Origin of the sequence: Paenibacillus sp. FSL R7-0345, assembly GCF_038595055.1 — a bacterium.
Lineage (GTDB): Bacteria > Bacillota > Bacilli > Paenibacillales > Paenibacillaceae > Paenibacillus_AQ.
Genome location: NZ_CP152002.1, coordinates 3800160 through 3825837, shown reverse-complemented (window position 1 = coordinate 3825837; position 25678 = coordinate 3800160). Strand labels below are relative to the sequence as shown.

At 50.1% G+C, this 25678-nt stretch carries 27 protein-coding genes; 17 read left to right on the top strand and 10 right to left on the bottom strand.

Annotated features, from left to right (window positions below; translation table 11 throughout):
- The first annotated feature begins 92 nt into the window (after positions 1 to 92).
- A complete protein-coding gene (locus NST84_RS16175; RefSeq protein ID WP_342561211.1) occupies positions 93 to 1886 on the top strand; it encodes an ABC transporter substrate-binding protein in 1794 nt (597 codons plus the stop codon).
- 139 nt (positions 1887 to 2025) lie between these two features.
- The gene (locus tag NST84_RS16170; RefSeq protein ID WP_342561210.1) at positions 2026 to 3021 is read left to right on the top strand and encodes a cation diffusion facilitator family transporter; all 996 of its coding nucleotides are present in this window, start codon (positions 2026 to 2028) and stop codon (positions 3019 to 3021) included.
- A 98-nt stretch (positions 3022 to 3119) separates the two neighbouring features.
- On the opposite strand, the gene NST84_RS16165 is transcribed toward NST84_RS16170, so the two are convergent.
- Complete coding sequence (locus NST84_RS16165; RefSeq protein WP_342561209.1) at positions 3120 to 3287, bottom strand: hypothetical protein; 168 nt, start codon at positions 3285 to 3287, stop codon at positions 3120 to 3122.
- Positions 3288 to 3419: 132 nt separating this feature from the next.
- On the opposite strand from NST84_RS16165, the gene NST84_RS16160 reads away from it, so the two are divergent.
- Entirely contained in the window at positions 3420 to 3989 is a 570-nt protein-coding gene (locus NST84_RS16160) for a histidine phosphatase family protein (RefSeq protein WP_342561208.1), read from the top strand.
- A 72-nt stretch (positions 3990 to 4061) separates the two neighbouring features.
- On the opposite strand, the gene NST84_RS16155 is transcribed toward NST84_RS16160, so the two are convergent.
- The gene (locus tag NST84_RS16155; protein ID WP_342561207.1) at positions 4062 to 4478 is read right to left on the bottom strand and encodes a hypothetical protein; all 417 of its coding nucleotides are present in this window, start codon (positions 4476 to 4478) and stop codon (positions 4062 to 4064) included.
- The gene (locus NST84_RS16150; protein ID WP_342561206.1) at positions 4475 to 4678 is read right to left on the bottom strand and encodes a helix-turn-helix transcriptional regulator; all 204 of its coding nucleotides are present in this window, start codon (positions 4676 to 4678) and stop codon (positions 4475 to 4477) included. The genes NST84_RS16155 and NST84_RS16150 overlap by 4 nt, the downstream gene beginning before the upstream one ends.
- 353 nt (positions 4679 to 5031) lie before the next feature.
- Here NST84_RS16150 and NST84_RS16145 point away from each other — a divergent pair, with 353 nt between their 5' ends.
- Positions 5032 to 6255, top strand: coding sequence for an aminotransferase class I/II-fold pyridoxal phosphate-dependent enzyme (locus tag NST84_RS16145; RefSeq protein WP_342561205.1), 1224 nt, complete (start codon positions 5032 to 5034; stop codon positions 6253 to 6255).
- 48 nt (positions 6256 to 6303) lie between these two features.
- Here NST84_RS16145 and NST84_RS16140 read toward each other — a convergent pair whose 3' ends face one another.
- The 3 genes from NST84_RS16140 to NST84_RS16130 are packed head-to-tail and all read right to left on the bottom strand — an operon-like array spanning position 6304 to position 8232.
- Positions 6304 to 7053: a DUF4184 family protein gene (locus tag NST84_RS16140; protein ID WP_342561204.1), complete on the bottom strand. Its 750-nt coding sequence runs from the start codon at positions 7051 to 7053 to the stop codon at positions 6304 to 6306.
- Positions 7054 to 7075: 22 nt separating this feature from the next.
- Positions 7076 to 7528 carry a hypothetical protein gene (locus NST84_RS16135; protein ID WP_342561203.1) on the bottom strand — a complete coding sequence of 151 codons (453 nt, stop codon included), beginning with the start codon at positions 7526 to 7528 and terminating at the stop codon, positions 7076 to 7078.
- Positions 7528 to 8232, bottom strand: a complete 705-nt coding sequence (locus NST84_RS16130) for a PQQ-binding-like beta-propeller repeat protein (RefSeq protein ID WP_342561202.1) — start codon at positions 8230 to 8232, stop codon at positions 7528 to 7530. Before NST84_RS16130 ends, NST84_RS16135 begins: the two co-directional genes overlap by 1 nt.
- Positions 8233 to 8411: 179 nt before the next feature.
- On the opposite strand from NST84_RS16130, the gene NST84_RS16125 reads away from it, so the two are divergent.
- Positions 8412 to 8768: a hypothetical protein gene (locus NST84_RS16125; RefSeq protein WP_342561201.1), complete on the top strand. Its 357-nt coding sequence runs from the start codon at positions 8412 to 8414 to the stop codon at positions 8766 to 8768.
- 75 nt (positions 8769 to 8843) lie between these two features.
- Here NST84_RS16125 and NST84_RS16120 read toward each other — a convergent pair whose 3' ends face one another.
- Both NST84_RS16120 and NST84_RS16115 read right to left on the bottom strand, forming a co-directional pair.
- Positions 8844 to 9791 (bottom strand): alpha/beta hydrolase, encoded by a 948-nt coding sequence (locus NST84_RS16120; RefSeq protein ID WP_342561200.1) that lies wholly within the window; start codon positions 9789 to 9791, stop codon positions 8844 to 8846.
- 161 nt (positions 9792 to 9952) lie between these two features.
- The gene (locus NST84_RS16115) at positions 9953 to 11266 is read right to left on the bottom strand and encodes an amino acid permease (RefSeq protein ID WP_342561199.1); all 1314 of its coding nucleotides are present in this window, start codon (positions 11264 to 11266) and stop codon (positions 9953 to 9955) included.
- 119 nt (positions 11267 to 11385) lie between these two features.
- Between NST84_RS16115 and NST84_RS16110 the strand changes: the two genes are divergently transcribed.
- The 3 genes from NST84_RS16110 (at position 11386) to NST84_RS16100 (ending at position 14430) form a co-directional block, all read left to right on the top strand.
- Positions 11386 to 12324, top strand: a complete 939-nt coding sequence (locus NST84_RS16110) for a LysR family transcriptional regulator (protein WP_342561198.1) — start codon at positions 11386 to 11388, stop codon at positions 12322 to 12324.
- Positions 12299 to 13231, top strand: a complete 933-nt coding sequence (locus NST84_RS16105; RefSeq protein ID WP_342561197.1) for a tyrosine-type recombinase/integrase — start codon at positions 12299 to 12301, stop codon at positions 13229 to 13231. The genes NST84_RS16110 and NST84_RS16105 overlap by 26 nt, the downstream gene beginning before the upstream one ends.
- 227 nt (positions 13232 to 13458) lie before the next feature.
- Entirely contained in the window at positions 13459 to 14430 is a 972-nt protein-coding gene (locus NST84_RS16100; protein ID WP_342561196.1) for a glycosyl hydrolase family 53, read from the top strand.
- Positions 14431 to 14660: 230 nt separating this feature from the next.
- On the opposite strand, the gene NST84_RS16095 is transcribed toward NST84_RS16100, so the two are convergent.
- Positions 14661 to 15587, bottom strand: a complete 927-nt coding sequence (locus NST84_RS16095; RefSeq protein WP_342561195.1) for an L-lactate dehydrogenase — start codon at positions 15585 to 15587, stop codon at positions 14661 to 14663.
- 229 nt (positions 15588 to 15816) lie between these two features.
- On the opposite strand from NST84_RS16095, the gene NST84_RS16090 reads away from it, so the two are divergent.
- From NST84_RS16090 to gerQ, 8 genes are all read left to right on the top strand, one after another.
- A complete protein-coding gene (locus NST84_RS16090) occupies positions 15817 to 17199 on the top strand; it encodes an amino acid permease (RefSeq protein ID WP_342561194.1) in 1383 nt (460 codons plus the stop codon).
- 23 nt (positions 17200 to 17222) lie between these two features.
- On the top strand, positions 17223 to 18518 hold the full coding sequence (locus tag NST84_RS16085) for a YCF48-related protein (protein WP_342561193.1): 1296 nt from the start codon (positions 17223 to 17225) through the stop codon (positions 18516 to 18518).
- A 140-nt stretch (positions 18519 to 18658) separates the two neighbouring features.
- Positions 18659 to 19285 (top strand): pyridoxamine 5'-phosphate oxidase family protein, encoded by a 627-nt coding sequence (locus NST84_RS16080; RefSeq protein WP_342561192.1) that lies wholly within the window; start codon positions 18659 to 18661, stop codon positions 19283 to 19285.
- 161 nt (positions 19286 to 19446) lie between these two features.
- Positions 19447 to 19623, top strand: coding sequence for a hypothetical protein (locus tag NST84_RS16075; protein WP_342561191.1), 177 nt, complete (start codon positions 19447 to 19449; stop codon positions 19621 to 19623).
- 228 nt (positions 19624 to 19851) lie between these two features.
- Complete coding sequence (locus NST84_RS16070) at positions 19852 to 20244, top strand: DUF2500 domain-containing protein (RefSeq protein ID WP_342566454.1); 393 nt, start codon at positions 19852 to 19854, stop codon at positions 20242 to 20244.
- A gap of 157 nt (positions 20245 to 20401) precedes the next feature.
- Positions 20402 to 21157: a glucose 1-dehydrogenase gene (locus tag NST84_RS16065; protein ID WP_342561190.1), complete on the top strand. Its 756-nt coding sequence runs from the start codon at positions 20402 to 20404 to the stop codon at positions 21155 to 21157.
- 100 nt (positions 21158 to 21257) lie between these two features.
- Positions 21258 to 21680, top strand: coding sequence for a cell wall hydrolase (locus NST84_RS16060; RefSeq protein WP_342561189.1), 423 nt, complete (start codon positions 21258 to 21260; stop codon positions 21678 to 21680).
- A 94-nt stretch (positions 21681 to 21774) separates the two neighbouring features.
- Complete coding sequence (gerQ, locus tag NST84_RS16055; protein WP_342561188.1) at positions 21775 to 22254, top strand: spore coat protein GerQ; 480 nt, start codon at positions 21775 to 21777, stop codon at positions 22252 to 22254.
- A 253-nt stretch (positions 22255 to 22507) separates the two neighbouring features.
- Here gerQ and NST84_RS16050 read toward each other — a convergent pair whose 3' ends face one another.
- Positions 22508 to 23464 carry an SPRY domain-containing protein gene (locus NST84_RS16050; RefSeq protein WP_342561187.1) on the bottom strand — a complete coding sequence of 319 codons (957 nt, stop codon included), beginning with the start codon at positions 23462 to 23464 and terminating at the stop codon, positions 22508 to 22510.
- 751 nt (positions 23465 to 24215) lie between these two features.
- Here NST84_RS16050 and NST84_RS16045 point away from each other — a divergent pair.
- Positions 24216 to 25532 (top strand): hemolysin family protein, encoded by a 1317-nt coding sequence (locus NST84_RS16045; protein WP_342561186.1) that lies wholly within the window; start codon positions 24216 to 24218, stop codon positions 25530 to 25532.
- The last annotated feature ends 146 nt before the right edge of the window (positions 25533 to 25678 follow it).

The window sequence follows — 25678 nt, the reverse complement described above, 5'->3', positions numbered from 1 at the left end:
CAGGCGTTGTCCTATATAATTGTAATATTAAAAGGGGGAAAGAAAAGTGTAAGGTTTCCCCTTATCCTTTCACCTTTACAGGAGTGTTTAATTTGGACAACCATATCGCTCATTATTTAAGGATATCAGCGTCATTTAACAGCCCTTCCAGGCTGCAGGAGCCGCTCCCGGCAAGTATTGATCAGCTGGCAGAGGTGCTGTGCTGCACCCCGCGCAACGTTAAATTTATTTTGCGGCGGCTTGAAGAGAAGGCTCTGATTCAGTGGCAGCCGGGCAGAGGCAGGGGGCATATCTCGGCCATTACTTTTCTGCGCAGCACAGATGATGTGCTGGAAGAGCTGCTGCTGGAGCTGGTCACAAGCGGGAGAATCAAACAGGGGATAGAGCTGATCGGACTTCCCGAGGTAAGCAATCCGCTGAAGGAACGGCTGCTGGCTACGCTGAATAAACAGATGGGTTACCATAGTGAAGCAGAGTCTACAACCGGTCTGGATGTTTTGCGGATTATCGGCAACCGGCATGTGCAGGATCTGGACCCGGCCTTTGTATATACTGCCTTTGAGGCCTTTTTGCTAGGGCAAATTTACAGTACCCTGGTGACCTACGATGCATCCGGCGGCCGCTTTGCTCCGGCGCTTGCACATATGTGGGAGGTAAGTGAGGACTGCACCAGCTACATTTTTTATCTGCGCAAAGGGGTCCGCTTCCATCACGGCCGGGTGAAGACCTCCAGAGATGTTAAGGAGACGCTGCTCCGGCTTAAGGATCAGAATAGTCCGGCGATGTGGTATTTCCGTGATGTTATTGGTATTGAGCTGCTTGGTGATCACCGGATCCGGTTTGATCTGTCACGATCGAACCGTTTTTTCCTGCATGCGCTTAGTTCAATCTATATGTCAGTTCTGCCTTATGATCTGGAGTTTAATGCGGCCCGTCTGTCCGGAACCGGACCTTACCGGGTAATCAACCTGAGCGATGACGTACTTGTGCTGTCCGCCTTCGATGATTACTACGGAATCAGTCCGCTGCTTGACCAAGTAGAAATATGGTCCTTGCCGGATAAATGGGCCAGTGTCCGCCAATACCAGCTTCCAGAAGCAGGAGAGCTCCGCCCGTCTCAAGCACCATGTGATAATAACAGCATTGATTATCCGGCTCTTGGCTGCAGATATATCCTGACGAATTTCCGTAAGAAAGGGCATCAGCATAATCTCCATTTCCGTCAGGCCATGAGCATGCTGTATCTCCCGACTGCCTTAATTAAGGAGCTGGGCGGGAACCGGATTACCCCGGCAGCCAGCTTTTTGCCCTGGTTAAGCCTCCAGTCAGACTGGAGCGAACCGGGGATAGAAGAAATCAGGGAAAGCCTGCAGTTAAGCGGCTACGACGGCGGAGTGATTACTCTGGCCTGTACAGCCAGAAAAGAGGAAAGCGAAGAAGCGAAGTGGCTGCAAAGGCGCGGAGAAGCTGCCGGTATAACGATCCAATTGCTGGAGTATAAGGATTTCAACCTGGATGAAATTATCGGCCAGGCAGACTTTGTATTTGCCGAAGAGGTGCTGGAGGATGACTGGCAGTGGGGGATGATTAATTATTTTGTCAACACATCCAATCATCTGCACAGATTGCTGTTAAACCATCAGCTGGCGGAAATCGGACAGGCCGTCAGCGGCTTCTCAGGGCTGGATGAGGATAGCAGAAGCCGTCTGCTGGAGCAGACAGAGTCCATGTTACGTGATCAGGCGTGGGTGCTGTATGGCTGCCATCTGAACAAAAGAGCACAGCTCAACCAGAGTCTGTTCGGCCTGCATACAGGTCCTTTCGGTTTTCTCGATATCTCTAAATTGTGGATCAAGTCAGGCTTTCCGGACCGAAGCGGGCTATGATTGATACAGCTGAATGCTACGGCAACAGCGAGGAGCTCATACTGTTTTTACGGTATGGGCTCCTCTCAAGCTGATAGAACATGGGTTCTTTAGGTTAAGTAAATACATATGTAAAACGCGTAAGGAGGCATCATGAACTATGGCAGAGAGTACGGAAAGTCTGGTAAGCTTAATTAAAAAAGGAAATAAGTCTTCAGGCTCGGCAGCGATCGGCAATACATGCATCGCCATTGTGAAGGGAATTGCCTTTGCGCTGACCGGCAGTGGCTCGATGTTTGCCACGATGATGCACTCCATTGCGGATGCCGTCAATCAGATGTTTGTCTTTACCGGCAGTGTGCTGGCTGAGAAACGGCCAACCCGCCGTTTTCCGGACGGCTTTGGGCGGGTAATCAACCTGTTCTGTATGGTGGCAGTAATTGTTGTCACCATTATGGCGTACGAAACGATGCTCGAAGGCTTTCATCTGCTGCAGCATCCGGCAGAAGAGGCAGACGGGTACTGGATTAATGTGCTGGTGCTGGCGCTCTCGATCGGGGCGGATGGCTTTGTCTGGGTAAAAGCGATGAATGAAGTGCTGCACGATGCCCGGGTGGAAGCCAAGGGCTTCCGGAAATTCACAGCCTCGCTCAAAAACGTTAAGCGGGCCGCACCGCCAACCCGGCTTGTCTTTTACGAGGATCTGGTAGCTACGACCGGAGGCCTGCTGGCAATGATTGCCGTGCTGGTGACAGCGCTGACCAATTTCCATCTGCTGGACGGAATTACAAGCATCCTGATTGCTTTTATGATGATCGGGGTAGCCTTCCGTGTAGGCTATGACAACATGATTGGACTGATTGGTGTAGCAGCTCCGCCGGAAATTGAGGAGAAGGTTGCGAAGATTATTTTTGATGAACCCCAGGTTATCGATATTTACCAGATGCGCATCCTGCAGGAAGGCCGTTACTACCATGTAGAGGGGCTAATTGAGCTTAAGACCGGGCTGACGCTGGCTGATGCCGATGACATCAAGTTTAAGGTGAGGGACAAGCTGCTGGCTGATCCGCATATCTCGGACGTGACTCTAGGAATTCTGGAGGATAACGGGGTGCGAAACTGGGTACCTCGGGAGGGGGTGCAGGATTTGACCTAAAGCGGGAGCATTCCAGCATCGACGGGGAAAATAAATGGGGAGTACCGTACTAACGGTGCTCCCCTTAACTATGAGTGCTATTAAGCTGGACTTTGCAGTTAAACCGCCTGCTTGCCGTCACACTTTTTGCAGACGTCCAGCTTGCTGCCATCAGCTTTTTTGCCGAGATACAGCAGTTTAATCCTTGTGCTTCCACAGATTGGACAGGTTCCTCTGCTGCGGGACGGCAGCCGCCAGAGGGCTTTGCCGCGTTTGTTCTTGGACATTAGTATTCCCACCTTCACTTGTAATACCCTATCCTATGCCTGTCCTGCAATGGCTAGTACTTTTATTATTGACGTTCCATTTATTGTTAATATAGTATGGAAGTTGTATTTCTTATCGGAGGAGGAGCAGCTATGAATACTTTCATTTATATGGTAAGGCATGGTGAATCACCAATAAATGAGCCGGGCGAAAGAACCAGAGGGTTGACGGAGAAAGGAAAAAGAGAGGCACTTCAAGTAACAGAGCTGCTGAAACAAGAAAAGATAGAGGTTTTTGTCTCAAGTCCTTATCGAAGGGCAATTCTAACCATTGAGGATTTGGCTCATGCCAGCGGACAGGAGGTGCTATTATACGAAGATCTTAAAGAAAGAATCTTCCTGAATGAAGACAAGCGCCTGCCCGATGAGGAGTTGATCCCGTTATTGGAGACGTCGTTTAACGACCCTGATTATTCCTTACCCGGCGGAGAGTCAGATGCCGAATGTCAGAGCCGGGCGATAGCTGTTGTGAAAGAGCTGTTAAAGGAGTTCAGCGGACAAAAGATAGCTTTGGGTACACATGGAGCCGTAATGATGTTAATGATGAATTATTATGATAAGAAGTACGATCTGGATTTTCTGCTTAACATGTCTAAACCGGATGTATACAGGCTTGAGTTTAACGGGGAAGAGCTGATTGAGATAATCAGATTGTGGAGTTAGCGGTTTGATCTTCAAAACACAGACAGCACCAGCCGCGGAGAATGTTGATTTGCGGGCTGGCGCTGCTGCGTTTCACATCCTTTTCTGGTATTGGACGATCAGATAATGGCTCATGAAGTGGTAAATCAGAAAGACAACAACTACAGCCAGCGTCACCCATAAAGGAGCAGAAATGAGTATCGTAACATAAGCGATCGCCATGATCAGCCAGATCGTAATATCTGCGGCCTTGGCTTTGGCACGGTTGCGGATCATTATATTCCGTTCATCGTTATAGTCGATGTGGGCCTGTTTTTCAAGCTCAGGGTTTTTGCGTCCTGCACGAATCATAAGCAAGTTAGATATACTAAGCCCCGCACTGCCCGCCCCGATGCCGATCAGCGTACCTGATACAGCCTTCCATTCCTCATTGTCAAAAAAGAAGCCCGCTGCAATTGCACAAATTCCGATGAACAGCAGTACCGCGTAACAAGCCTGTGATCTTCTCATTTCTGTTCCTCCTCGTAGATAAAGATCTCCTCAATGGACAGGTTGAAATAACGGGCAATTTTGAAAGCCAAGAGGATGGAAGGGTTGTATCTTCCGTTTTCGAGCGAGCCGATCGTCTGTCTGGATACCTCAAGTGCTGCTGCCAGCTCTTCCTGCTTAATACCGTGCTGCTTGCGGATTTCCTCAAGCCTGTTATTCAAAGAATCACCTCACTGTGAAGGATGGAAAGCATACTTTCCATAACTAAAATATCATTAAAACCGGAGAATGTAAAGCTTGCTTTCCATTTTGTTGGTGAGGTTATATAGAGTTGCGCTATACATAAAAAGCACCTGATTTAGGTCAAAAAGCAGGTTATACCGGCTTGAAAAAAACAGCGTATAACATAAATTATACGCTGTTTCCGTTTAAAACGATTTTATTAACCCTGTACGGACAACATTCCAGCTCGATTTGAGCATTATTATTCCAATATAATCCAGATAAATACGCGACACTCTTAACAGCACCTGCTATGCTATAATGGTTCAAAAAACAGACAGGGTGGAGAGGTATGACGACCAGCAAATCAGGGGCTGTCCCAAAGTGGAGATCGGACAAGCTTTCACATTTAGGCTCTTCTATTTTTGCCGAGGTGGCAGAGTGGAAGAAAGAAGCACGACAATCGGGACTGGAGGTTATTGACCTAGGCATCGGCAGCCCGGACCAGGCACCTGTCCCGGAAATCCGGGAAGCGTTGAGTGCAGCCATGCTCCGTGATGACAGTTATTCTTACCCGGCTTCGAAAGGGAGCGGGAAGTTCCGCGAGCAGGCTGCAAAATGGATGAACTGGCGGTTTGGCGTAGAAGTCGATCCGGAGGAGGAGCTGGTGTCGCTAATGGGGTCCCAGGACGGGCTGGCTCATCTGGCTTTGGCCGTATGCAATCCCGGGGACCTGGCGATCGTGCCTGATCCGGGATATCCCATCTATTCAGGGGCGCTCGCTATCGCCGGTGTGAAGGGATGGCCGCTGCCGCTGCTGGCGGAGAATGATTTTCTGCCCGATCTGGACAGTATACCGGATGCAATATGGGAGAAGGCTGTTTTTATTCTGCTGGGCTTTCCGGGAAATCCGATTTCGGTAACGGCAGACTATGCTTATCTGGAGAAGCTGGTAGGGCTGGCCCGGAAGTGGGAGGTGCTGATCATTCATGATCTGGCATACTCGGAAATGGGCTTTGACGGCTACCGCCCGTTAAGTATTCTGCAGGTGCCTGGAGCGATACATACGGCGGTGGAGTTTCATTCGTTTTCCAAAAGCTTTAACATGGCCGGCTGCCGCATCGGTTTTATGACGGGTAACCGTGAAGCGGTAGGGGCGCTGCGTGAACTCAAAAGCAATGTGGATTACGGGGTGTTTAATCCGGTACAGGAAGCAGCGGTTCTCGCCCTGGAGCTCGCAATGAAAGGGGACGGACGGCTGGAGGTGGCACCGCTGTATGAGCGCAGACGTGATGTGTTCGTGCAGGCGCTCGCCGGGGAAGACTGGACGGTACCTAGCCCTAAGGCCACGATGTTTATCTGGGCGCCGCTACCGGAGGATTTTTGCGCCGGCCAGACAGGCCGGTCCCGGCGTTTTGCGCAGGAGCTGCTGCTTAAGACTGGAGTGGCGGTTATTCCGGGGGATGCTTTTGGCGAGCAGGGGAAAGGGTTTGTACGAATTGCGCTGGTAGAGGATGAGGCGAAGCTGATTGAGGCGGCACGGAGAATCGGCGAATTTGTACGGACGTTCCGGTAGGAACATACAAACAGGGCTTCCTTTGAGGAAGTCCTGTTTGTGTTGGCTCTATATGCTGCTGATCCGGGACTGGCGGTATTTGGGAAACAGACTGATCCCGAGCAGACCCAGACACGAGGCGTCAACGATTCTTACGACATGCACCCCATAGCTGGACAGGGACACCGGCGCAACTAAATACCAGACAAGCAGGAGCAATAGGGCCAACAGACACACCGAAGTCCAAAAGAGATATTTTTGCTTAACGGGTATATGGTTAACGTTCTGCTTATGGTAGCGCCCCCTGTAAATCAGATAGCCGAGGATCAGGCTGAGGCCGAGCAATGTGCTGCCATGCTGCAGGAATTTGTATAGGGGGATGTCATAGTTATAGATATTAAAGGTATGGTTAAAAAATCCCGGGAATTTCGTCACCATAACCCCCTCACGGTGGGTGAAGGCATCCCAGGCTACATGCGTGAGCATGCCAAAGAGCGCGGAATAGATGAAGACGATGATTCTTGTAACAGGGCTCACAGCTGCTCTATGTGTGTAAGTGTCCTGGATAATATGCGGCAGGTGGCTCATTAACGTCCGGTGTACGAAGTAGTGATAGATCAGAGAGATGATGATAACCAGCGGCAGATTGAACACTAGAAAGCCCGTAAAGGTGTGTCCAAGCTCGGCAACAGGCCGGCCTCTGAAAAAATATTCGAAATCCGGGGACATACTGCCGAGGACCATTGCGGAAAAATGAACATAAGTGCTTTTACGGGAAAATGGTAAAATGATGGCCGGGTGAGCAAAGGTTAAGGGCATGTGATGGGCTCCTGCTTCTATATTATTGTAAAAGTGATTCGGGTATGGACACCGCAAAGCATTTTTGTTCAAAATGAACTAGTAGGGTTGTGCCGTCGGTAATGATATTACCAAAATAATTATAGGACAGACCTGTATCCAAACGACCCGCAGCAGCTCCGGTACGGGCATCCATTATATAGAAGCTGCCGTTATCATAACTGGCGAATACGGTATTACCTTGTTTTTGGATCAGGGTAACCTCATCTGCGGGTGCAGTGAAGGAAACGGTCTTGTCATCTGCCAGATTGATGCCGATAAGCGTGTTATCCTGATTGAAAAAGGCCATGCCGTCTGTACGGACGGATAACAACATGCCGTATTCATCATAGCTTTTAGTACTGGAACCTTCTGTTTGACCCAGGGTGAAGCGAGTGAGCGAATGTTCCATTTGATCCGGCTTGCCGTCAACCGTGTAGACGTAGGGCTGCTCCATTACTGTGCTGCCGTTTCCGATCTGGCGGATATCTGCCAGCGGATATTATCAATGGTACTGGACACAATCAGCACGCCTTTATGCTCGCCATGAATAGATCCGGCATACATCGGGACATCCGGATTTGACCATAGCTGCTTGCCTGTGTCAGGATCGTAGGCAGCTACACCTCCGCTTTCATTAGCGAAAATGATAGTCTCACCGATCATACTGGCGTGTCCGCCTACTTCCATAGGCTGATTGGCAACCTGCGTGCTCCAAAGCTGCTTGCCGGTATCTGCCGACAGCTTAACGAGGTGGTCACTGCTGCTTATCATATAAACCGAGTTATCACTGATGATTTCCGGATATCTGCCCTTGTTATAGTTCCAGAGGACTTTACCGGAATCAATGCTGGCGGCATACAGAGTATTATGATTAGAATAATAGATTTGGCCGTTTGCTGCGGTCTGTTCATCCGCATACATACCGCTGCTGTCGGAATCAGCTTGCCATAAAACTTGGAGCTGGGCGATGTCTGCTGCCGGAGTTTGCGTTGGTGTTGGGGCTGGTGTTGGTGTTGCTTCCGTTAGAGCGGCTGCTGAAGTCACTTTTGGAGCCTGGCTATTCTGACTGGAGTCCGTTCCATGCGATGCAGTGGCAATGCCGTATGTAAGCAGGCCTGCGGCCAGCAGCAAAGCGAGCCCGAGCGTGGTTTTTGACAAAGGGATCAGCTCCTTGATAGGTATTATACTTTATTGACCCCGGGTTCAGGTGATTAGTTGCTGATAAGTCATGAAAGGATATATTTATTGGTTAACATAATAATATTTATGTAACTAATATTCGCGGTTAACGGATTTGGGTAATTAAAAAGAAACTATAACTCAAAGGGGGTACAATCATGGGTTTTAATTTGGGAGGACTGGGCGATAAGGTTCAGGGTGCTTTAAATTCAGTTAAAGAGGGCAACATCGGCGAGCTGCTGCAAAAGCTTCCGCTCGACAAGCTGCCGCTGGATCAGCTGTTACAGAAGCTTCCGATTGAGCAGCTGTTGTCCAGCTCATTTTTGCAAAAGTTCACACCGTTTCAATCGCTGAAGGACCTGCTGCAAAGCGGGGGCTTTACAGGTTCCTCTGCTGAGGATCTGAAATCTCTGCCGCAGGATCAGCTGAATGAACATGTGAACAAAACGACCTCTTTCGGGTCGCTGAAAGATATGCTGGTGAAAGCAGCCGAGTTCTATGCCCAGCGGAAGTAATAGGCGTACAAAAACAGGCCAGTACCGGAATTGTCCGGACTGGCCTGTTTCGTGTATGAATTAATATTAACAGGCTTACTGCTTTAACCAGGCGGTGGCCAGCAGCAGGGCGCCTTTTTTCGCTTCGGTATCTGCCATTGCATTCAACATCACGAAGTCATGGATAATGCCCTGGAACCGCACCGCTGTTACCGGCACGCCCGCCTCGCGCAGCTTTTTGGCATAGGCTTCGCCTTCATCACGCAGCACATCTGCTTCTCCGGTAATAATCAGCGCTTGCGGCAGACCGCTCAGCTGCTCAAGACTGGCCCGCAGCGGGGAAGCGGTGATCTGCTCCCGTTCTTGCGGATCGGTGGTGTATTGATCCCAGAACCACTGCATTCCTGTACGCTGCAGGAAGTAACCTTCAGCAAACAGATGATAGGACTCGGTATCAAAGGAAGCATCGGTTACCGGATAGAACAGCAGCTGCTTGGCGATCTTGGGACCGCTGCGCTCCTTGGCCATCAAAGTAATAGCCGCTGTCATATTGCCGCCTACGCTGTCACCCGCTACAGTCAGATTGCCGCTGTCCAGGCCGTGATTGGAGCCTTCCTTGGCAATCCATTCAAGCACCGCATAGATTTCTTCAATAGCGGTAGGATACTTAGCTTCCGGGGACAGGCTGTATTCAGGGAAAACGACAGCAGCTCCTGCCCCTGTAGACAATTCCCGGATCAGCCGGTCATGGGTGTGGCTGTTGCCGAATACCCAGCCGGCACCGTGGATATAGAGGATAACCGGCAGCTCTGCACCTGCTGTATCCAGCGGACGGATAATCCGCACGGGAACATCTCCGCCAGGACCGCCGGAGATGGTAATATCCTGAATATCCACAGCCGGCTTATCCATTTCACCGGACTGTACACTGTTTACCGTTTCCCGGCCCTTTTCCGGACCGAGATCCGGCAGGTATGGCGGCTCAGCGTTATCATTTGCGAATTTTAATGCGGCAGGCTCGAGTACGATTTTATTATCAGACATCTTCATCTCTCCTTTGGTTGAATAAAGGTATTCTCTCCTCCATCCATAACCTGATGCGTGCAATCTGAAACGGATCAGGTGGCCCGGCAGATGAAACGCTGCTGTTAGGCATTTGATGAATAGCAACATTTGTCTACGGTAATATATCCTGACGGACTGAATTAAATCACTTTAGACTGATCCTGCTGTACTTCGCTTTGCGGCAGGTCAGGTAAAGATGGTTGAATGTTTTTTAGCCAGACAATGGCTGCGAAACATGCCACAATCACTACCGGATAGCCAATCGCCCAGCCGGTAAACGGAAATACGGCCACAGTTGCCACAAAAGAAATCCAGCTGATTAGGACGCCGAGCCGGTTGCCTTTCAGCAGCCGTATGCCTGCGGCACAGCCGCCGATGTAGGTCAGGATGAAGGTGGCATTCGGAAACTGGATCAGGGTGGTGATGGACAGCAGACCGCTTCCGTAGAGGGAGAGCACTACCGCATAGCAGCCCATCAGGAACATTGTTGCACCAGACGGGGTCTGATACCGCGCCGACAGGCGGCTCATCCAGCGTGGGGCATAACCCTGGCGTGCTAAGGCGAAGGCTACGCGAGAAGCGGCACTGGTGTAAGCAATAATGGTAGCTGTGCAGATGAACATGCCCGTAAGTCCGGCGATAAATCCGCCCCACGCTCCGAGCGGCTGGCTGATAATCCACACCAGGGACGAATCGGCTCCGCCGCGCAGGTAACTCTGGGTACCAACTGTCGCCAGCGCGGACAGGAAGTATAGCACTCCTACGATAACAGCGGCAATCGTTACCCCTTTAATCGCTGCCCGCTGCGGGTCTTTAAATTCTTCGGACAGATGAGACACGGCTTCCCAGCCGATAAAACACCAGAACAGAATCGCCGCCGCCTGCCCGATGCTGGTCCAGCCATGTGGCATAAACGGAGTAAAATGTACGCTTTCCATCCGGGGCAGGGCAGCGGCGAATGAGAAGACGAGCACAGAGACTATAGCGATTACGACAGCGATTTGTACTTTGCCTGCGACCTGCATGCCGATCCAGTTCGTGATTAGTCCAACCGCCAGCATGGCGGCAGCTATGGCGATTCTTGCTCCGTCACCCCAGCCCATGGCGGCAGTCATATAGCCTGCACCGGTCAAGGCAGCCACCGGTCCGCCAATCGGGACGGACATCAGGAAGAACCAGCCGACCATTGCTCCGGCCCGCGGACCGAAGGCCAAGGTGACGAAATGGGAGACGCCGCCGGCATTCGGATATTTGGCCGACAGCAGTCCCATCGACAGCGCCAGCGGAAGAATAAGCAGGGTCATGAAGCCCCAGGCCAGCAGGGAGGCCGGACCGGCCATTTCCGCTGCCAGGCCCGGTACGATCAGCACCCCTGACCCGAGGACCGCTCCAATATAGAGGGCGATGGCCTGCGGCATGCCGATATTGCGCTTTAGTGAATGATTTTGCTTCATATAATAGTCCCGCTTTCCTTGTATTTAACTATAGAGTATCAGATAATAGATCCATTGGAAAAACGGAATTATCAGATGCTATCCATTCAAAATACCGATAGGAGGCCGACAGGCAAGCTATGGAATCGCGGCATTTATTCACTTTTCTGGTTGTAGTCGAGACAGGCAGCTTTACGCGGGCCGCCCAGAAGCTGGACTATGCACAGTCGAGCATCACCGCGCAGATTCAGGCGCTGGAAAACGAGCTGGGCCAGCCTTTATTTGACCGGATCGCCAAAAAAATCATCCTGACCGATGCCGGGCGCCGCCTGCTGCCCTATGCCCAGGAGATCTCCCGGATGCATGCCCTGGCGCAGGATGCGCTGCGCTCCGAAACGGAGCTGTCCGGCATGCTGCGGATCGGTGCGCCGGAATCGCTGGCTGCTTTTCGCCTGCCGGGGATTATCAAGGAATTCCGCGGCAGCCATCCGCAGGTGCAGATTACCCTGAAGCCGGGAGCCTGCTGGGAGCTGACCGAGTTTGTCCGTTCCGGCGAGCTTGATCTGGCTTTTCTGCTCCAGCCGGAGACAGAATATAAGGACTTAACCTGCGAGACGCTGGTACAGGAAGCGATGACACTGGTCGCACCGCTGGAGCATCCTCTGACCTGCTCAGAGGAGGTCTTGCCTTTGGATTTGAAGCACGAAACCATTCTGCACACCGAGACAGGCTGCACCTACCGCACATTGTTTGAGCGGCACCTGAACAGTCATGGTGTTTTTCCTGATCCGAATCTGGAATTCTGGAGCATTGAAGCGATTAAGCAGTGCGTAATGTCTGGTTTGGGGATTTCCTTTCTGCCGCTGATTACAGTCAAAAATGAACTGGCGGAAGGCAAGCTTGCCCGGCTGAACTGGAACGACGAATCACAGCGGGTAGCTACACAGATGGCTTATCATAACAAAAAATGGCTCTCACCCGCGCTGCAGGAGTTTCTGCGAATCGTTCGCAAGCACGCAGCCGCATGGCGCACACAAACGGAGGTGAACAGCAGTGAACGAATTGGAGACAGACTATGAGGAGGAGCTGGAAGCTTTTCTGATCTGGATGAAGGATGCCGGCTTTACTGCTTACACGCAGAAATCTTATCTGGCGGATGTGAGGGAATTTCTGAATGGACTGAACGGCAAACGGCTGGAGTCTGTCAAAAAGCTGCATGTGGTCTCGTATCTGACCTCCGTGCGTGAACGGGGTGTCAGCGACTCCACACGTAACCGTAAGCATGCTTCCATCAACTGCTTGTTCCGGGCCTTGATTGAACTTGAGCTGCTGACCGCTAACCCGGCTGCAGGCATCAAAAAATCCAAAACCGAAAAAAACCGGGAGCCGGTTTATCTGGATGAAGGCGATCTGCAGCAGTTTTTATCAGCCGTCAGCGGGAAATACCGCAGCCGTAATCTGGCTGTCTTCCTGTTAATGTCTTATATGGGGCTGCGGGTAGGGGAAGTGCATACCCTCAACCTTAATGATTATAGTCCGGACCGCCGTTCGCTCCGTGTGTTCGGTAAAGGGCGGAAATGGCGGAATGTTCCGGTTCCGGATGCTGTCGCACCGTTTCTGGAGGAGGCGATTGCCGGGCGTCTGGCACCGTGGCGCAGCAAGGAGGAAGCCATGTTCATTTCGCAAAAAGGCCGGCGGCTGTCCATCCGCGGAATTCAGGGCATTGCTGCCGATACCTTCGGGCGGTTCCAGGAAGGGGTTCCCGAGGCTCACCGACGGCCGTATTCCAGCCACAAGCTGCGCCATTCCTTCGCTACGATGCTGCTTCGCAAGGGAGCGGATCTGCGGACTGTGCAGGAGCTGCTAGGCCATTCATCGATTCAGACCACTACTGTCTATACGCATATAACGAGCCGGGAGAAGGAAGAAGCGATGTCCAGGCTGCAGATCAGTATGCCGGAGAAGGAAGCGGCAGTTACGGAGTAACCATATTTATATATTTATATTATAAGTAAGAGTGAACAGCCGGCAGACCCAAAAGTCCGCCGGTTTTTTCATGTTTATACAGACGTAGCTTTTGTTAGTATAAGATTTCATAAATAATAACTTGTTATTATTTTGTTTTTCAATTATCCTAACAAAAGATAGAAAGTAATTATAAATGTTATACAGCGGAGAGAAGCTGCTAACTTTATCTACGGGAGGACACAACAGTGGACGAAACATTTTTTAAAGGAATGACTTATGGCTGGGAATCAACAAGAGGAGCGTACAGACAGCCCTATGCCGAGGATTCTCTGAGAAAGCTGGCAGAAACCGGAAGTGAATGGATTGCGCTGTCCTTTTGGACGTGGCAGGATACAGTGCATTCCACCGAGATTTATTTTGACTACGGATATACCATGACTGACCGGGACATTGAGCATACGGTGAAGCTGGCTAAGCAATTGGGGCTGAAGGTCTGCCTGAAACCTGTGGTTAACTCCAGAGACGGAATTTGGAGAGCGCGGATCGGCTTTCCGGAGGATGGGGATGTGTACTGGGCTGCCTGGTTCAAGTCCTATACGAACTTTATCAAGCATTATGCGGAGCTGGCGGAGGAGCTGGAGTGCGAGCTGTTCTGCATCGGCTGTGAGATGGTGGCTACGGAATCGCGGGAAACAGAGTGGCGCAATCTGATCAGTGAGGTCAAAGGCCTGTACACCGGTCCAATCGTCTACAATGCCAATCACGGAAAAGAGGAAGGGATCGAATGGCTTGACGAGGTGGATTATATCGGAACGAGTGCCTACTATCCGGTAGCCTCTGTACCGGGAGACAGCTTAGAGAATATGCGGGCCTCCTGGGAGCAGCAAAAACCGCGGCTGAAGGCATTGGCCGACCGGTTCGGCAAAAAGCTTGTCTTTATTGAAATCGGCTGCCGAAGTGCGCTCGGCTGTGCCACCATGCCATGGGATTTCTCGCATAAGGAGCTTCCGGCTTCCCAGGAGGAGCAGGCGAATTTCTACCGGTCGGCGCTGGAAACCTTCTGGGATGAAACCTGGTTCGCCGGCTTCTTCTGGTGGGACTGGAGTACAAAGCTGTATCCGGCGGATGAAGCTGCAGCTAATGTCGGTTTTGATATTTACGGCAAGGAAGCTGAACAGGTATTAAAAGAGTATTACAAACGTCCGGTGGTCCGCTAAACTGGTAATCGCAACCATGATATTAATATCATTGTCAGGTAAAAATGTTTCATGTTATATTAACAAAATGACATGGTAAGTAAAGTCCGTCCTTTAGCTGTGGCTTGTGCACGATCCACACAGAAGGACGGACTCTGTTGTGTGCAGAACTGCATACAACAAGGGCTATCTTCCGGTCCGAGTATTGCGACCGGGAGATAGCCCTTTGTTAGTAACCGGGGATATTAACTTTACAGCTCCAGCTTGGAAATTTCGGATTTAAGCTTGTCTGCTGATTTCTGGAACAGAGCCTGCTCTTCCTCGCTTAGCGGCAGGTCCAGAACTTCACGTACACCCGAGCGGTCAACGACACAAGGCGCGCCGAGGAACACATCGGACACTCCGTTATAGTTGTTAAGCAGGGTGGATACGTTGAGTACAGCGCCTTCGTTATCAAGAATGGATACGACAATACGGTCTAACGCGAGTGCAATCGCATAGGACGTAGAGCCTTTGGCGTCGATAATTTCATAGGCGGCATTTTTGGTGTCTTCAAAAATATCCTGGCGCTCTGCTTCATCGAAGCCCAGATCGGTACCGGCAATATTGGCCAGGCTCCAGACCGGAAGCTCGGAGTCTCCGTGCTCGCCGATGATCTGCCCGTGAATGCTGCGCGGATCGATTTCCTTATGCTTCCCGATCAGGTAACGGAACCGTGCACTGTCGAGCACTGTACCGGAACCGATGACACGTCTGCGGTCAAATCCGCTGATCTTCAGGGTGGCATAGGACAGGATGTCCACCGGGTTCGTAGCAATCAGCAGGATGGCATGGTGGTTGTATTTGGTGATTTTTTGAATGATGTCTTTGAAAATGGAGATGTTCTTGCGCAGCAGGTCAATCCGGGTTTCTCCCGGCTTCTGCGACGCGCCGGCAGTGACAATGATGATATCCGCCTCGCGGCAATCCTCATACGTTCCTGCCCATAGCTTCACACCGCCGACAAACGGCATGCCGTGATTCATGTCCAGCGCTTCTCCAAGCGCCTTTTGATGATTGACATCTATAAGTACCAGTTCTTGCATACGTCTGCGAAGCAGCAGGGTATAAGCAGTTGTTGTTCCTACTGCACCGGTGCCGATGACTACGACACGATTGGGCTTAAATGGGGGGGCCATTGATACATCTCCTCCGAAGTTCGAATTTTTTGTGTCCAATCTTATCCATCATAATCGTTAAATGTAGTGTTTTCAAGCATCCTGTTTTTAATCCATTACCCCGGGAGCGGGTATGCTAACAACAACATTTGGCAGAAGTGTTTCTGACGTCCGGTTTGGCCTGGTTATTGGCTTGCTGACCACCCGTCATCTAAGCATCCCATTATTATTGACAGGAGAGAAAAGAAGTATGGATTTATTCCGCAAGAAACCGCTGGCTGCACCCCTGAGTGACAATGCCGGCAAGCTCAGCAAAACCTTGGGAGCCCTGGATCTCACCGCCCTTGGAGTAGGTGCGATCATCGGTACCGGTATTTTTGTTATGACAGGGGTAGCGGCTGCGGAGCATGCCGGACCCGGACTGGTGCTTTCCTTTGTACTGGCCGGCATCGCCTGTGTGCTGTCTGCACTCTGCTATTCCGAATTCGCCTCAACACTGCCTGTGTCCGGTAGTGCTTATGCCTACAGCTATGTAGCATTCGGCGAGCTGCTGGCCTGGGTTCTCGGCTGGGATCTGGTGCTGGAATACGGGGTTGCAGCTGCAGCAGTCAGCAGCGGCTGGTCCGGATATTTCCAGGGGCTGCTGGAAGGGTTCGGCATCCATTTGCCTACGGCGCTGTCCGGGGCTTATAATGCGGACAAAGGCACTTTTATCAACCTGCCCGCAGTCGTTATCATCCTGCTGATTTCTTATTTGCTGACCCGCGGAATTAAAGAAACAGCACGGTTCAATGCGGTTATGGTTGTAATTAAACTGGCGGTAGTACTGTTGTTTATCTTTACCGGTATGTTCTACGTTAAACCGGAAAACTGGACACCGTTTCTTCCATTCGGCTTCCACGGGGTGGTGAACGGGGCGGCAACTGTTTTCTTTGCCTATATCGGCTTTGACGCCTTATCAACCGCCGCTGAGGAGGTCAAGCGTCCGCAGCGCGATCTGCCGATCGGGATTATCTCTTCACTTGCCATCTGTACAGTCCTTTATATTTCTGTCTCGCTTGTCTTGACCGGGATTGTACCTTATCAGAATTTGAATGTCAGCGATCCGGTATCCTTCGCGCTGCGTTTTGTCGATCAGAATATGATTGCCGGACTGATCTCTGTTGGAGCTATTGCAGGGATGACCACCGTTCTGCTGGTTCTGCTGTTCGGTCAGACCCGTCTGCTGTTCGCCATTTCACGGGACGGGCTGCTTCCCGATAGCCTGGCCAAAATTAATCCTAAGACACAGACACCGGTACGGAGCACCTGGATGGTCGGCGGCATCATTGCTGTGTTTAGCGGCTTTGTCCCGCTGGACCGGCTGGCAGACTTGACGAGTATCGGTACGCTGTTCGCATTCCTGGTCGTCTCGCTGGGCGTTATTACGATGCGCCGCACACATCCTGACCTCAAACGGGGTTTCAGAGTGCCATGGGTACCGGTTATTCCGCTGTTAAGTGCGGCAGCCTGCGGGTATTTGATGTATAATTTGGGCAGAGAAACCTGGATCGGCTTTATTATCTGGCTAATCCTCGGACTTCTAATCTACGGGCTGTACGGATACAAAAACAGTAAATTGTACAAGAAATAAGCTTTACGAAAGGAGAGAGGGCGTTGTCATCCAAAATTGCAGGCTGTAAGGCGCTGAGAATGGCCGCTGCTTTTCTCTTCATCCTGCTGATTGTATCAGCCTGTACCTCGACACCGGCGCCTGAGCCTACCCAGCCTCCCCAGCCGACGGAAGCGCCGGAGGAAGGCCAGACGATCACGCTGATTACACCCGGCGATGCCAAGAACGTAACCAATGAGAGCACACCGAAATACCAGATTCAGACCCGTTTGACGGATTTCCGGCTGCTTAATGAAACGGTAGGTCTGGCCTGGGGTGTCACCAAAAAGGAACTGCGGATCTACATGACCAAGGACAACGGCGGAACCTGGGCAAATATTTCACCCTCGACCAATGTCCAGTTTATGGCGAATCCGGTGTACGGCGAAGAGATTTTTTTCACTGATCCGGATCACGGCTGGATTATCCGCAGTGCCTTTGGCATGACGGAAACGGTCGTTCTGCGGACCACGGACGGCGGCCAGAGCTGGAAGGTGTCTTCTTTCCCCGATTCCAATACGGTATCATCGATTTATTTCAGCTCTCCGCAATCCGGCTGGCTGATGACCTCCTGGGATGCCAATTCCACGAAGTCAAGCAAAGCGCTCTACGCAACCAAGGACGGCGGAGCTACCTGGACTATGGTGATGCAGAATGAACAGTATAATCCGAATCTGCCGAACAATACGATTCCCATGGCAGGGATTGTGACCGGAATGATTTTTAAGAATACGACCCGCGGACTGGTGACCCTGCAGACCGGTGCGTTGCCCAAAATCTATATGACCAGCGACAGTGGAGCAACCTGGCATCCCGGTCAGGAAATCCTGGTTAACGAAGAATGGGAAGGCTGCGACAGGGTGATTACCGGAGAACCGGAATTTTTTGGCGGCGATAATACAACCGGCTTTCTGCCGGTGGCCTGTCAGACAGACAAACAAAACAGCATCACCTATAACGGCTATTTTACCGCTAACGGGGGAGACAACTGGAGGTTTGTAGATTTTGCGCTGAGCAGCCAGACCGGCACTAACCGTTATCTTCCGCCCGTGTTTATTGATACTGCAGCCGGCTGGATGCTAAACGGAAATCTGATGTACAAGACCATAAACCAGGGTCAGACCTGGACCATGCTTCCGGCCAGCAGTGTGCTGCAATCCAAGCTGCTGGAATATCCGGAGATTGTAAAGCTGCAGTTCATTTCCGCCGATGTAGGCTGGCTGCTGATCCAGAAGGAAGAGGACCGCAGGTCCATTCTGCTGCAGACTACAAACGGCGGGGTTAGCTGGCGGGTGATGTAACAGATACAGGATGGTTAATAGAGAAGGGAAGGCTGCCATGTGCAGTCTTCTTTTTTTGTACATAATCTCATTTGCGGGGAGGGCTGTGATACAATAGTAGGCAGATTTTGTATATAAAACGGGTACATACGGAGGAACTTATGGCTGAATATGAGAAAATTGAATCGGAAGCAGAGCTGCGCGAATTACTGGGGTTTCCGGGGCAGCTGGTACAACATAAGGTTATTGGTGTCATTGACGAGCATTGCCGGCGTTTTATCGCCCAGTCTCCCATCCTGATGCTGGCCACCTCTAATGATCAAGGATTTACGGATGTCTCACCGAGAGGGGATGCCCCCGGCTTTGTGCTGGTTCTGGATGAGCGCCGCCTGGTTATTCCCGAACGTCCGGGCAACCGCAGAATGGACTCGCTGATCAACCTGTTGTCGAACCCGCGGGCGGGGCTGATTTTTATGATACCGGGGCTTGAGGAAACCTTGCGGGTGAACGGGCGGGCTACAATTATCCGGGATGATCAGCTGCTGCAGAAAATGGAGGCACAGGGCCGTACACCGCTGGTCGGTATTATGATAGAGGTAGAAGAGTGCTATACCCACTGTGCAAAAGCGTTCAAGCGCTCCAGCCTGTGGAACCCGGACTCCTGGCCGGCTAAGGAAAGTCTGCCTAATATTCCGAGGATCATAGCGGATCATGTAAAGCTGCCCGGCATAGGCGCAGAGCAGGTGGAAGCTTCATTAAACGAGAGCTATACCAAACGGTTATATTAACAGAGGTTTGTCTGAAAATTGAACAAAAAAACGTATTTTAAATTCTTTTTAAAAATGTGAAAAAAATCACATGACAAACAATAATGCTTGTGATATATTTAACACATAGAAAACAAGTTCATTTTTTCACAAACTTTCATCCACGAATAGGAGAGATTATTATGAAAACCTTCGAAACGGATTATGTAACCAGAAATCTTCTGCAATTGTGCTATAACTGCGATGACGCTCACCTGTGTGAAACCGAAGAGCAATGCAGAGCCTGCTGGGCTGAGAACGGTATGATGCCGATTGAAGATAACGAAACCAAACAATTCCTTGACCTTGTACATGCATAAGATAATAAAGAGGAAAGACGCTGTCAAAGACCACATACGTTCTCGTAACTGAGGACAGAGTGGTCTTTTTTGCTGTAAAAGGAGCAGAAGTGGGACTGGCTGCCGGAGACAATATGTTTTTTAGTGATGCTGTTATGAAGAGATAAGGCATATACATGTACAGAAGCACCAGGTAACCATGGAGGAAGCGGCAAGTATTTGGGGTATAAGGGGGAATCAGTGATGGGAATGGGCTCGGATCCTTCTTGGATGTTTGATCTAACCGGGACGGTAATACCGATCTTCCTCGTAGTTATGGTTGGAATAGTCGCGGTATCTGCAGGCAGAGGCTTGTTTCAGTGGAGCCGCAATAACAGCTCGCCCCTGCTCTCGATCCCCGCCCGCATCGTCAGCAAACGCAGTGAAGTCCGCCAGCAGCAGCTTCAGGATGACAGCCAGTCCAGCCGGACCAGTACGACCTATTATCTGACCTATGAACTGCAGGACGGGGAGCGGATGGAGTTCAAGGTGGACGGGAGCGAATTCGGCATGAGCGCGGAAGGTGACAAAGGTTTATTGACCTATCAGGGAACCCGGTATCACGGCTTTCAGCGGCATCCTCATTATTCAACTGCAGAGTAGGTATTTAATTATTTTCAAAATAGCCCTTTGCTCCGGCAGCAGCTTGTTTACTATATAGCATACTTTACTGTACAATCCCCTTGTTTCCAACTCCGGAACAAGGGGATATTTATATTATGTGCACATTACACTATCAGTCCAGGGAGGAGAATCATTTATGAAATATGCAGAAAAAACCGTTATCGTCACCGGTGCCGGCCGCGGGATCGGCAAGGCGGTTGCAGTTGCTTATGCAGAAGAAGGCGCAAAGGTGGTGGTAGCAGAGCTGGATGTTGCGCTGGGGCAAGCTGTTGCAGAGGAAATCAGGGCAGCAGGCGGGCAGGCTGAATTTGTAGCCTGTGATGTAAGCCGGGAGGACGAGATTGTTGCGCTGGTTAATCATACGGCAGACCAATACGGCACCATTGATATCCTGATCAACAACGCAGGGATTGCCAATCCGCATACATCTACATTCTACGAGCTGTCCGCTGATGAATGGGACAAGGTGCTTAATACGAATGCCCGCAGTGTGTTTCTGGCGACCCGGGAAGCGGCGAAATTCATGCGCAGCAATTCTGACGGCGGCTCTGTCGTTAATCTGTCCTCGACGCGTTCACTGATGTCTGAGCCGGACACAGAAGCCTACGCGGCGTCCAAAGGAGCCATCTCGGCACTGACGCATGCCATGGCTGTCACTTTGGGGGAGGATGGAATTACAGTAAACTGCATCAGTCCGGGGTGGATTGAAACCGGGGATTACAAGGAGCTGCGGGAGATTGATCACAAGCAGCACCCATCAGGCAGGGTAGGCAAACCTGAGGATATCGCCCGGGCCTGTCTCTATTTGACGGCGCCTGAGAATAACTTCATAACAGGCGCGCAGCTGGTCATTGACGGCGGCATGACCCGCAAAATGATCTATGAGCCATGATCTGCCTTAACCGCCGGTCGGGAAAAAAATAGGCGCTGACTGTCACCTCTTAGGCGGATGCACATACAATACAGCGAGCAGGAAAGAAGGAGGAGAAAGCATGGCCGTCATCAAGGCTAATTCGGAAGATGTGAGGGTGCTGGCACGGCTGATGAGGGCGGAAGCTGAGGAGGACGGGGATTCCGGCATGCTGATGGTCGGCAATGTCGGTGTGAACCGGATTCTCGGGAACTGTCTGGACTTTAACAACATCCGCAATGTGAATGACATGGTGTATCAGAGTCCAGGCGGCTTCGAAGCCCCGCAGAAAAGTTACTTTTACCAGCGTGCCAGGGAGTCAGACATCCGGCTGGCAAAACGGGTTATCGCGGGTGAAAGAACCTGGCCGGCCTCTAATGCGTTATGGTTCTTCCGTCCCGTAGGTGCCTGTCCGGCAGAGTGGTATAACCAGCAGAACACCGGACGCTATAAGGCCCATTGCTTCTTTACCCCGACCGCTGAAGATTGCCCGGCTGTATACTAGGCATCCGCAGGCTGCAGGAGACAGACGGGCTGAATGAAATTCACCGCCGCTGCTGTCTCCCTAAGCCAACATTTAATTAGGAGGTTTTATACAAATGATTAGTCAACCTTACCGTCCCGTTACTTATATGATCGGCAGCAACCCTTCCGGCAATATGATGCCGATGGGTACCATGAATCCGATGAGCGGCATGACGCCTGCAGGAACCATGACCCCGATGAGCAGTATGCCGCCGCAGGTTACCAGCGGAAGCCCGATGACTCCGGGCGGAGCCGTAGTGCCGACTACCGCGCCAGTGTTTGAGCAATCGTACATCGAAAACATTTTCCGGCTGAACCTCGGCAAGGTCGGAACGTTCTACTACACATACGAAAACAACAAAGAATGGAATGCGAAAGTGTACAAAGGCGTGCTGGAGGCCGCCGGCCGTGACCATATCATCATTAGCGATCCGGCTACCGGACAGCGCACCGTCCTCCTGATGATCTACTTCGACTATGCCACCTTCGATGAGCCGCTGGCTTACCAGTATCCAGGTGTAATCGGCAATCCGCCTACGCGGAACTGCCGTTAATAATCTCACATTCAAAGCCGTCACTCAGAGAGGCCGCTGAAAATTCCATAATGATCTGTAAGAGACATTCTACATAAAGAATGTCTCTTTTCCGTTATAATGAAAAAATTAAATCAAAAGCTGGTGGTTTTCATGCATCCTGAGCAGCAGCGTTTTATCTTGAGTCCGTATATCTAGCTTTACAATTTCCTGAAGAATATAGCACATACAGAAAATAACCCGCCGGGCTTTTGCCTGACGGGTTATTTTCTATTTATTCGATTACGTTGTATTCACTAATCTCAAACGTGAGAATCTTATCATGAATAACATATTCTGTCCGTTTGCTAAATGGTCCTTTATTACTATCATGCTTATTAATGCCGTATCGAGCAGATCCAGAAGCTGAATCGTACCATTTGAGAAATTCATTTACCTCGTTCATTGGTAGGTCGAACTCCTTATCATCCCCTGAAGTTAATGTCACTGTCAGGATTGCTCGACTGCCTGAAGGGACTTCTGGAGTCGCAGAAGGCGATGGTTCAGGTGTTACGGTAGGCTCAGGAGTAATAGTTGGAGTGGGCTCTGGTGTAGCAGTCGGTGTTGGAGTTGCAGTAACCTCATCCACTTGATAAGCCTGGTAGTTTGTAGGAATAGCATACTTAAACTCAGTGGCTCCGAAATTGGCTGTCAGCGTTTTTGTTGTGCTTGTCCCGTTATAAATGTATGGAGAAACGACACTTCCTATTAAACTAGAAGGCTTGACGTTATTGGCGCCTTGAGGAACACCGTTTTTATACCACATAATGGTATCATTGTCTAAATCGAGTGCCACACCGATGACGTCATTATTGCCAAATGATGCTCCATAAGGAACTCTAGTTGAGTCTACTCCATCTGAGGAGCTAACTAATTGTCCTGGACCATAATATACATCATGAGATAATTTAGTAATTGTAGTCCCTTCACCTGCTATACCTATTAACGAGATTGTATTGGTTGGGTTGCTGCTATCTTGTACAGTAACCTCCCAATACCACTTTCCACTAGTTTTTCCGATACTCGCTTTATCTGCTTCGCCTCCATTAGTTAAAGTTCGGCTGAGAGCACCATTTGTCCAAGTTACAGTTTTGGATGAGGCTTCCGTTTTCGACGAATGCATAGCAAAGGCCGACATTCCCAATATCAATGTCAGTAATGCAATAGTGATTTTTTTGAATATTTTGTTCATTATGTATAATCTCCTTTTCTTTAAAGTTCAATAGAATAATACAAAATATAGAAATATCGGTCTAAACATAATTTCTTATATTTGGAATAAATAGATTGAAGACATACAATGTACACGATTATACCAGTTGAGGAATATACTTAGGATTGATTGAAGAACATTTATTTGATCGAATTATAAACGAATGTTCTTATTTATGAAGCGATCACTTGAAAATGAAAAGTATATAGCGCCTATGTTACTGAATCACTTTAATTTGGTAGAGGGGAATTTTGGAACTGGAGGAGCGTAGCGACCGCCTGAAAGCTTTTCGAAGAAAAGCTCACTTCGGAAGCATAAGCAGTCTGCGGATTTCAACCGTTAAAAACGGAATAAATCATGAAACCTACAGACACCCGCGGCCGGAAGTCCAAACATTTTCTGGAGTCACAGCAAATCCCAAAACATAATAATCAAGAGAAAATCGCTCAATTGCTTTTCTGTAATTAACATAGGGTTATACTTTTAACCCTTATGTGTCCAAGACCGGTAAAAATAGATCATATTTTTACATGCATTAAGACCTGTTTTTATTCAGTCGATAATAATATAATACAGTATATCTTTAACATTCGTGATTTCAGGCAGGAGATGAAGGCATTGGGAAATTGATAATGAAAGGAACAGCGGCTAAGCCGCAGGCTGACATTCTGAATAAACGAAGGAGGTGGGCCTATCCGCCGAACAAGGAATCGGCGGATAGGAGGATAAATTGAGCGACCCTTTACCCGGTATATTACATGTAGGTCTTATTATTTTGCTTGTGCTGTTTAACGGCTTTTTTGTTTCGGTTGAGTATGCAATGGTCAAGGTACGCAGCGGCCGCATTGAATCACTGATTGAGGAAGGCAGCAAACGGGCGCTGGCAGCAAAAAACATCGTGCACAATCTGGACGCTTATCTGTCTGCCTGCCAGCTTGGCATTACGCTTGCCTCGCTTGCCCTGGGCTGGCTGGGAGAGCCTGCTGTGGCCACGATTGTTGGGCCGCTTGTAACAAGCTTAGGCTTTGGCGATACAGCCGTTTATGTGATTTCACTTATTATTGCTTTTATGTTTATTACGGTTCTGCATATCGTCCTCGGCGAGCTGGCTCCCAAGACCATTGCGGTGAACAAAGCGGAGTCGGTGCTTCTGCTAACCTCGGGAGCTATGAATGTCTTTTACCGGATCATGTATCCGTTTATCTGGATCGTGAACGGTTTGGCCCGGGGACTGCTGCGCATCTTCCGTCTGTCGCCGGCTTCGGAGCTGGCTACGGCGCACACTGAGGAAGAGATCCGGATCATCATGCAGGAGAGCAATAAGAGCGGGCTGATCGATAATACCGAAATGACTCTGGTTGACAACATTTTTGGATTTGCTGACACAATGGCACGGGAGATCATGATTCCCCGGACAGAAATGATCTGTCTAAACAGCCATCTTCCGGTAGAGGAGAACCTGGAAATCGCCTTTGACGGGATGAGAACACGTTATCCGGTCTGTGACGGTGACAAGGACCATATCCTTGGATTCATTCACATTAAGGATTTAATCCGTGAGAATACGCCGCAATACTCCGAACTAATCCGTCCAATCCTTACCGTTCCGGAATCCATCCAGATCAGTGCACTTCTGAAGGTCATGCAGCGGGCGAAGACGCAGATTGCGATTCTGATTGACGAGTACGGCGGTACCTCCGGCATGGTTACCCTGGAAGACATCATGGAAGAGATTGTCGGAGAGATCCAGGATGAATTTGACGAAGAACGTCCCGGCGTCGAAAAGCTGGGGGAAGATGAGTATTCCATTGACGGTCTCATGCTGATTGAGGAGATCAATGATTTGCTGGGACTTCACATGGAGACAGACGACTATGATACAGTCGGAGGGTGGATGTACTCCAAGCTGGAGGTTAATCCTCCGCAAAAAGGCCAGAACGTCGAGTTTGGCAGCCATCTGTTCATTGTGGAAGAAACAGAAAACAAACGGATTTCCCGGATTAAGCTGCTGAAGCTGCAGATGCTGACCGAGGAAGCCGGAGCTTAATATTAATTCCTATCAGGCATGGCGCAGAAAGTGCGCTGTGCTTTTTTTTGTCTATAATTTCCTGATGAAAGAGAGGATTTACCATTATTTAGCCGATTCGTGCCGTTTCTTGGAGGGTAAAGGTAGTGTAAATACACTATTTGTAC

What these genes read in the sequence shown, in the direction of transcription:
- NST84_RS16110 (WP_342561198.1), top strand. Translation starts at nt 11,386, where the DNA reads ATGGAATCGCGGCATTTATTCACTTTTCTGGTTGTAGTCGAGACAGGC.
- NST84_RS16135 (WP_342561203.1), bottom strand. Translation starts at nt 7,528, where the DNA reads ATGGAGCAGCCCTACGTCTACACGGTTGACGGCAAGCCGGATCAAATG.
- NST84_RS16080 (WP_342561192.1), top strand. Translation starts at nt 18,659, where the DNA reads ATGGCTGAATATGAGAAAATTGAATCGGAAGCAGAGCTGCGCGAATTA.
- NST84_RS16160 (WP_342561208.1), top strand. Translation starts at nt 3,420, where the DNA reads ATGAATACTTTCATTTATATGGTAAGGCATGGTGAATCACCAATAAAT.
- NST84_RS16140 (WP_342561204.1), bottom strand. Translation starts at nt 7,053, where the DNA reads ATGCCCTTAACCTTTGCTCACCCGGCCATCATTTTACCATTTTCCCGT.
- NST84_RS16050 (WP_342561187.1), bottom strand. Translation starts at nt 23,464, where the DNA reads ATGAACAAAATATTCAAAAAAATCACTATTGCATTACTGACATTGATA.
- NST84_RS16095 (WP_342561195.1), bottom strand. Translation starts at nt 15,587, where the DNA reads ATGGCCCCCCCATTTAAGCCCAATCGTGTCGTAGTCATCGGCACCGGT.
- NST84_RS16060 (WP_342561189.1), top strand. Translation starts at nt 21,258, where the DNA reads ATGGCCGTCATCAAGGCTAATTCGGAAGATGTGAGGGTGCTGGCACGG.
- NST84_RS16145 (WP_342561205.1), top strand. Translation starts at nt 5,032, where the DNA reads ATGACGACCAGCAAATCAGGGGCTGTCCCAAAGTGGAGATCGGACAAG.
- NST84_RS16065 (WP_342561190.1), top strand. Translation starts at nt 20,402, where the DNA reads ATGAAATATGCAGAAAAAACCGTTATCGTCACCGGTGCCGGCCGCGGG.
- NST84_RS16115 (WP_342561199.1), bottom strand. Translation starts at nt 11,266, where the DNA reads ATGAAGCAAAATCATTCACTAAAGCGCAATATCGGCATGCCGCAGGCC.
- gerQ (WP_342561188.1), top strand. Translation starts at nt 21,775, where the DNA reads ATGATTAGTCAACCTTACCGTCCCGTTACTTATATGATCGGCAGCAAC.
- NST84_RS16090 (WP_342561194.1), top strand. Translation starts at nt 15,817, where the DNA reads ATGGATTTATTCCGCAAGAAACCGCTGGCTGCACCCCTGAGTGACAAT.
- NST84_RS16170 (WP_342561210.1), top strand. Translation starts at nt 2,026, where the DNA reads ATGGCAGAGAGTACGGAAAGTCTGGTAAGCTTAATTAAAAAAGGAAAT.
- NST84_RS16075 (WP_342561191.1), top strand. Translation starts at nt 19,447, where the DNA reads ATGAAAACCTTCGAAACGGATTATGTAACCAGAAATCTTCTGCAATTG.
- NST84_RS16155 (WP_342561207.1), bottom strand. Translation starts at nt 4,478, where the DNA reads ATGAGAAGATCACAGGCTTGTTACGCGGTACTGCTGTTCATCGGAATT.
- NST84_RS16165 (WP_342561209.1), bottom strand. Translation starts at nt 3,287, where the DNA reads ATGTCCAAGAACAAACGCGGCAAAGCCCTCTGGCGGCTGCCGTCCCGC.
- NST84_RS16070 (WP_342566454.1), top strand. Translation starts at nt 19,852, where the DNA reads ATGGGCTCGGATCCTTCTTGGATGTTTGATCTAACCGGGACGGTAATA.
- NST84_RS16120 (WP_342561200.1), bottom strand. Translation starts at nt 9,791, where the DNA reads ATGTCTGATAATAAAATCGTACTCGAGCCTGCCGCATTAAAATTCGCA.
- NST84_RS16125 (WP_342561201.1), top strand. Translation starts at nt 8,412, where the DNA reads ATGGGTTTTAATTTGGGAGGACTGGGCGATAAGGTTCAGGGTGCTTTA.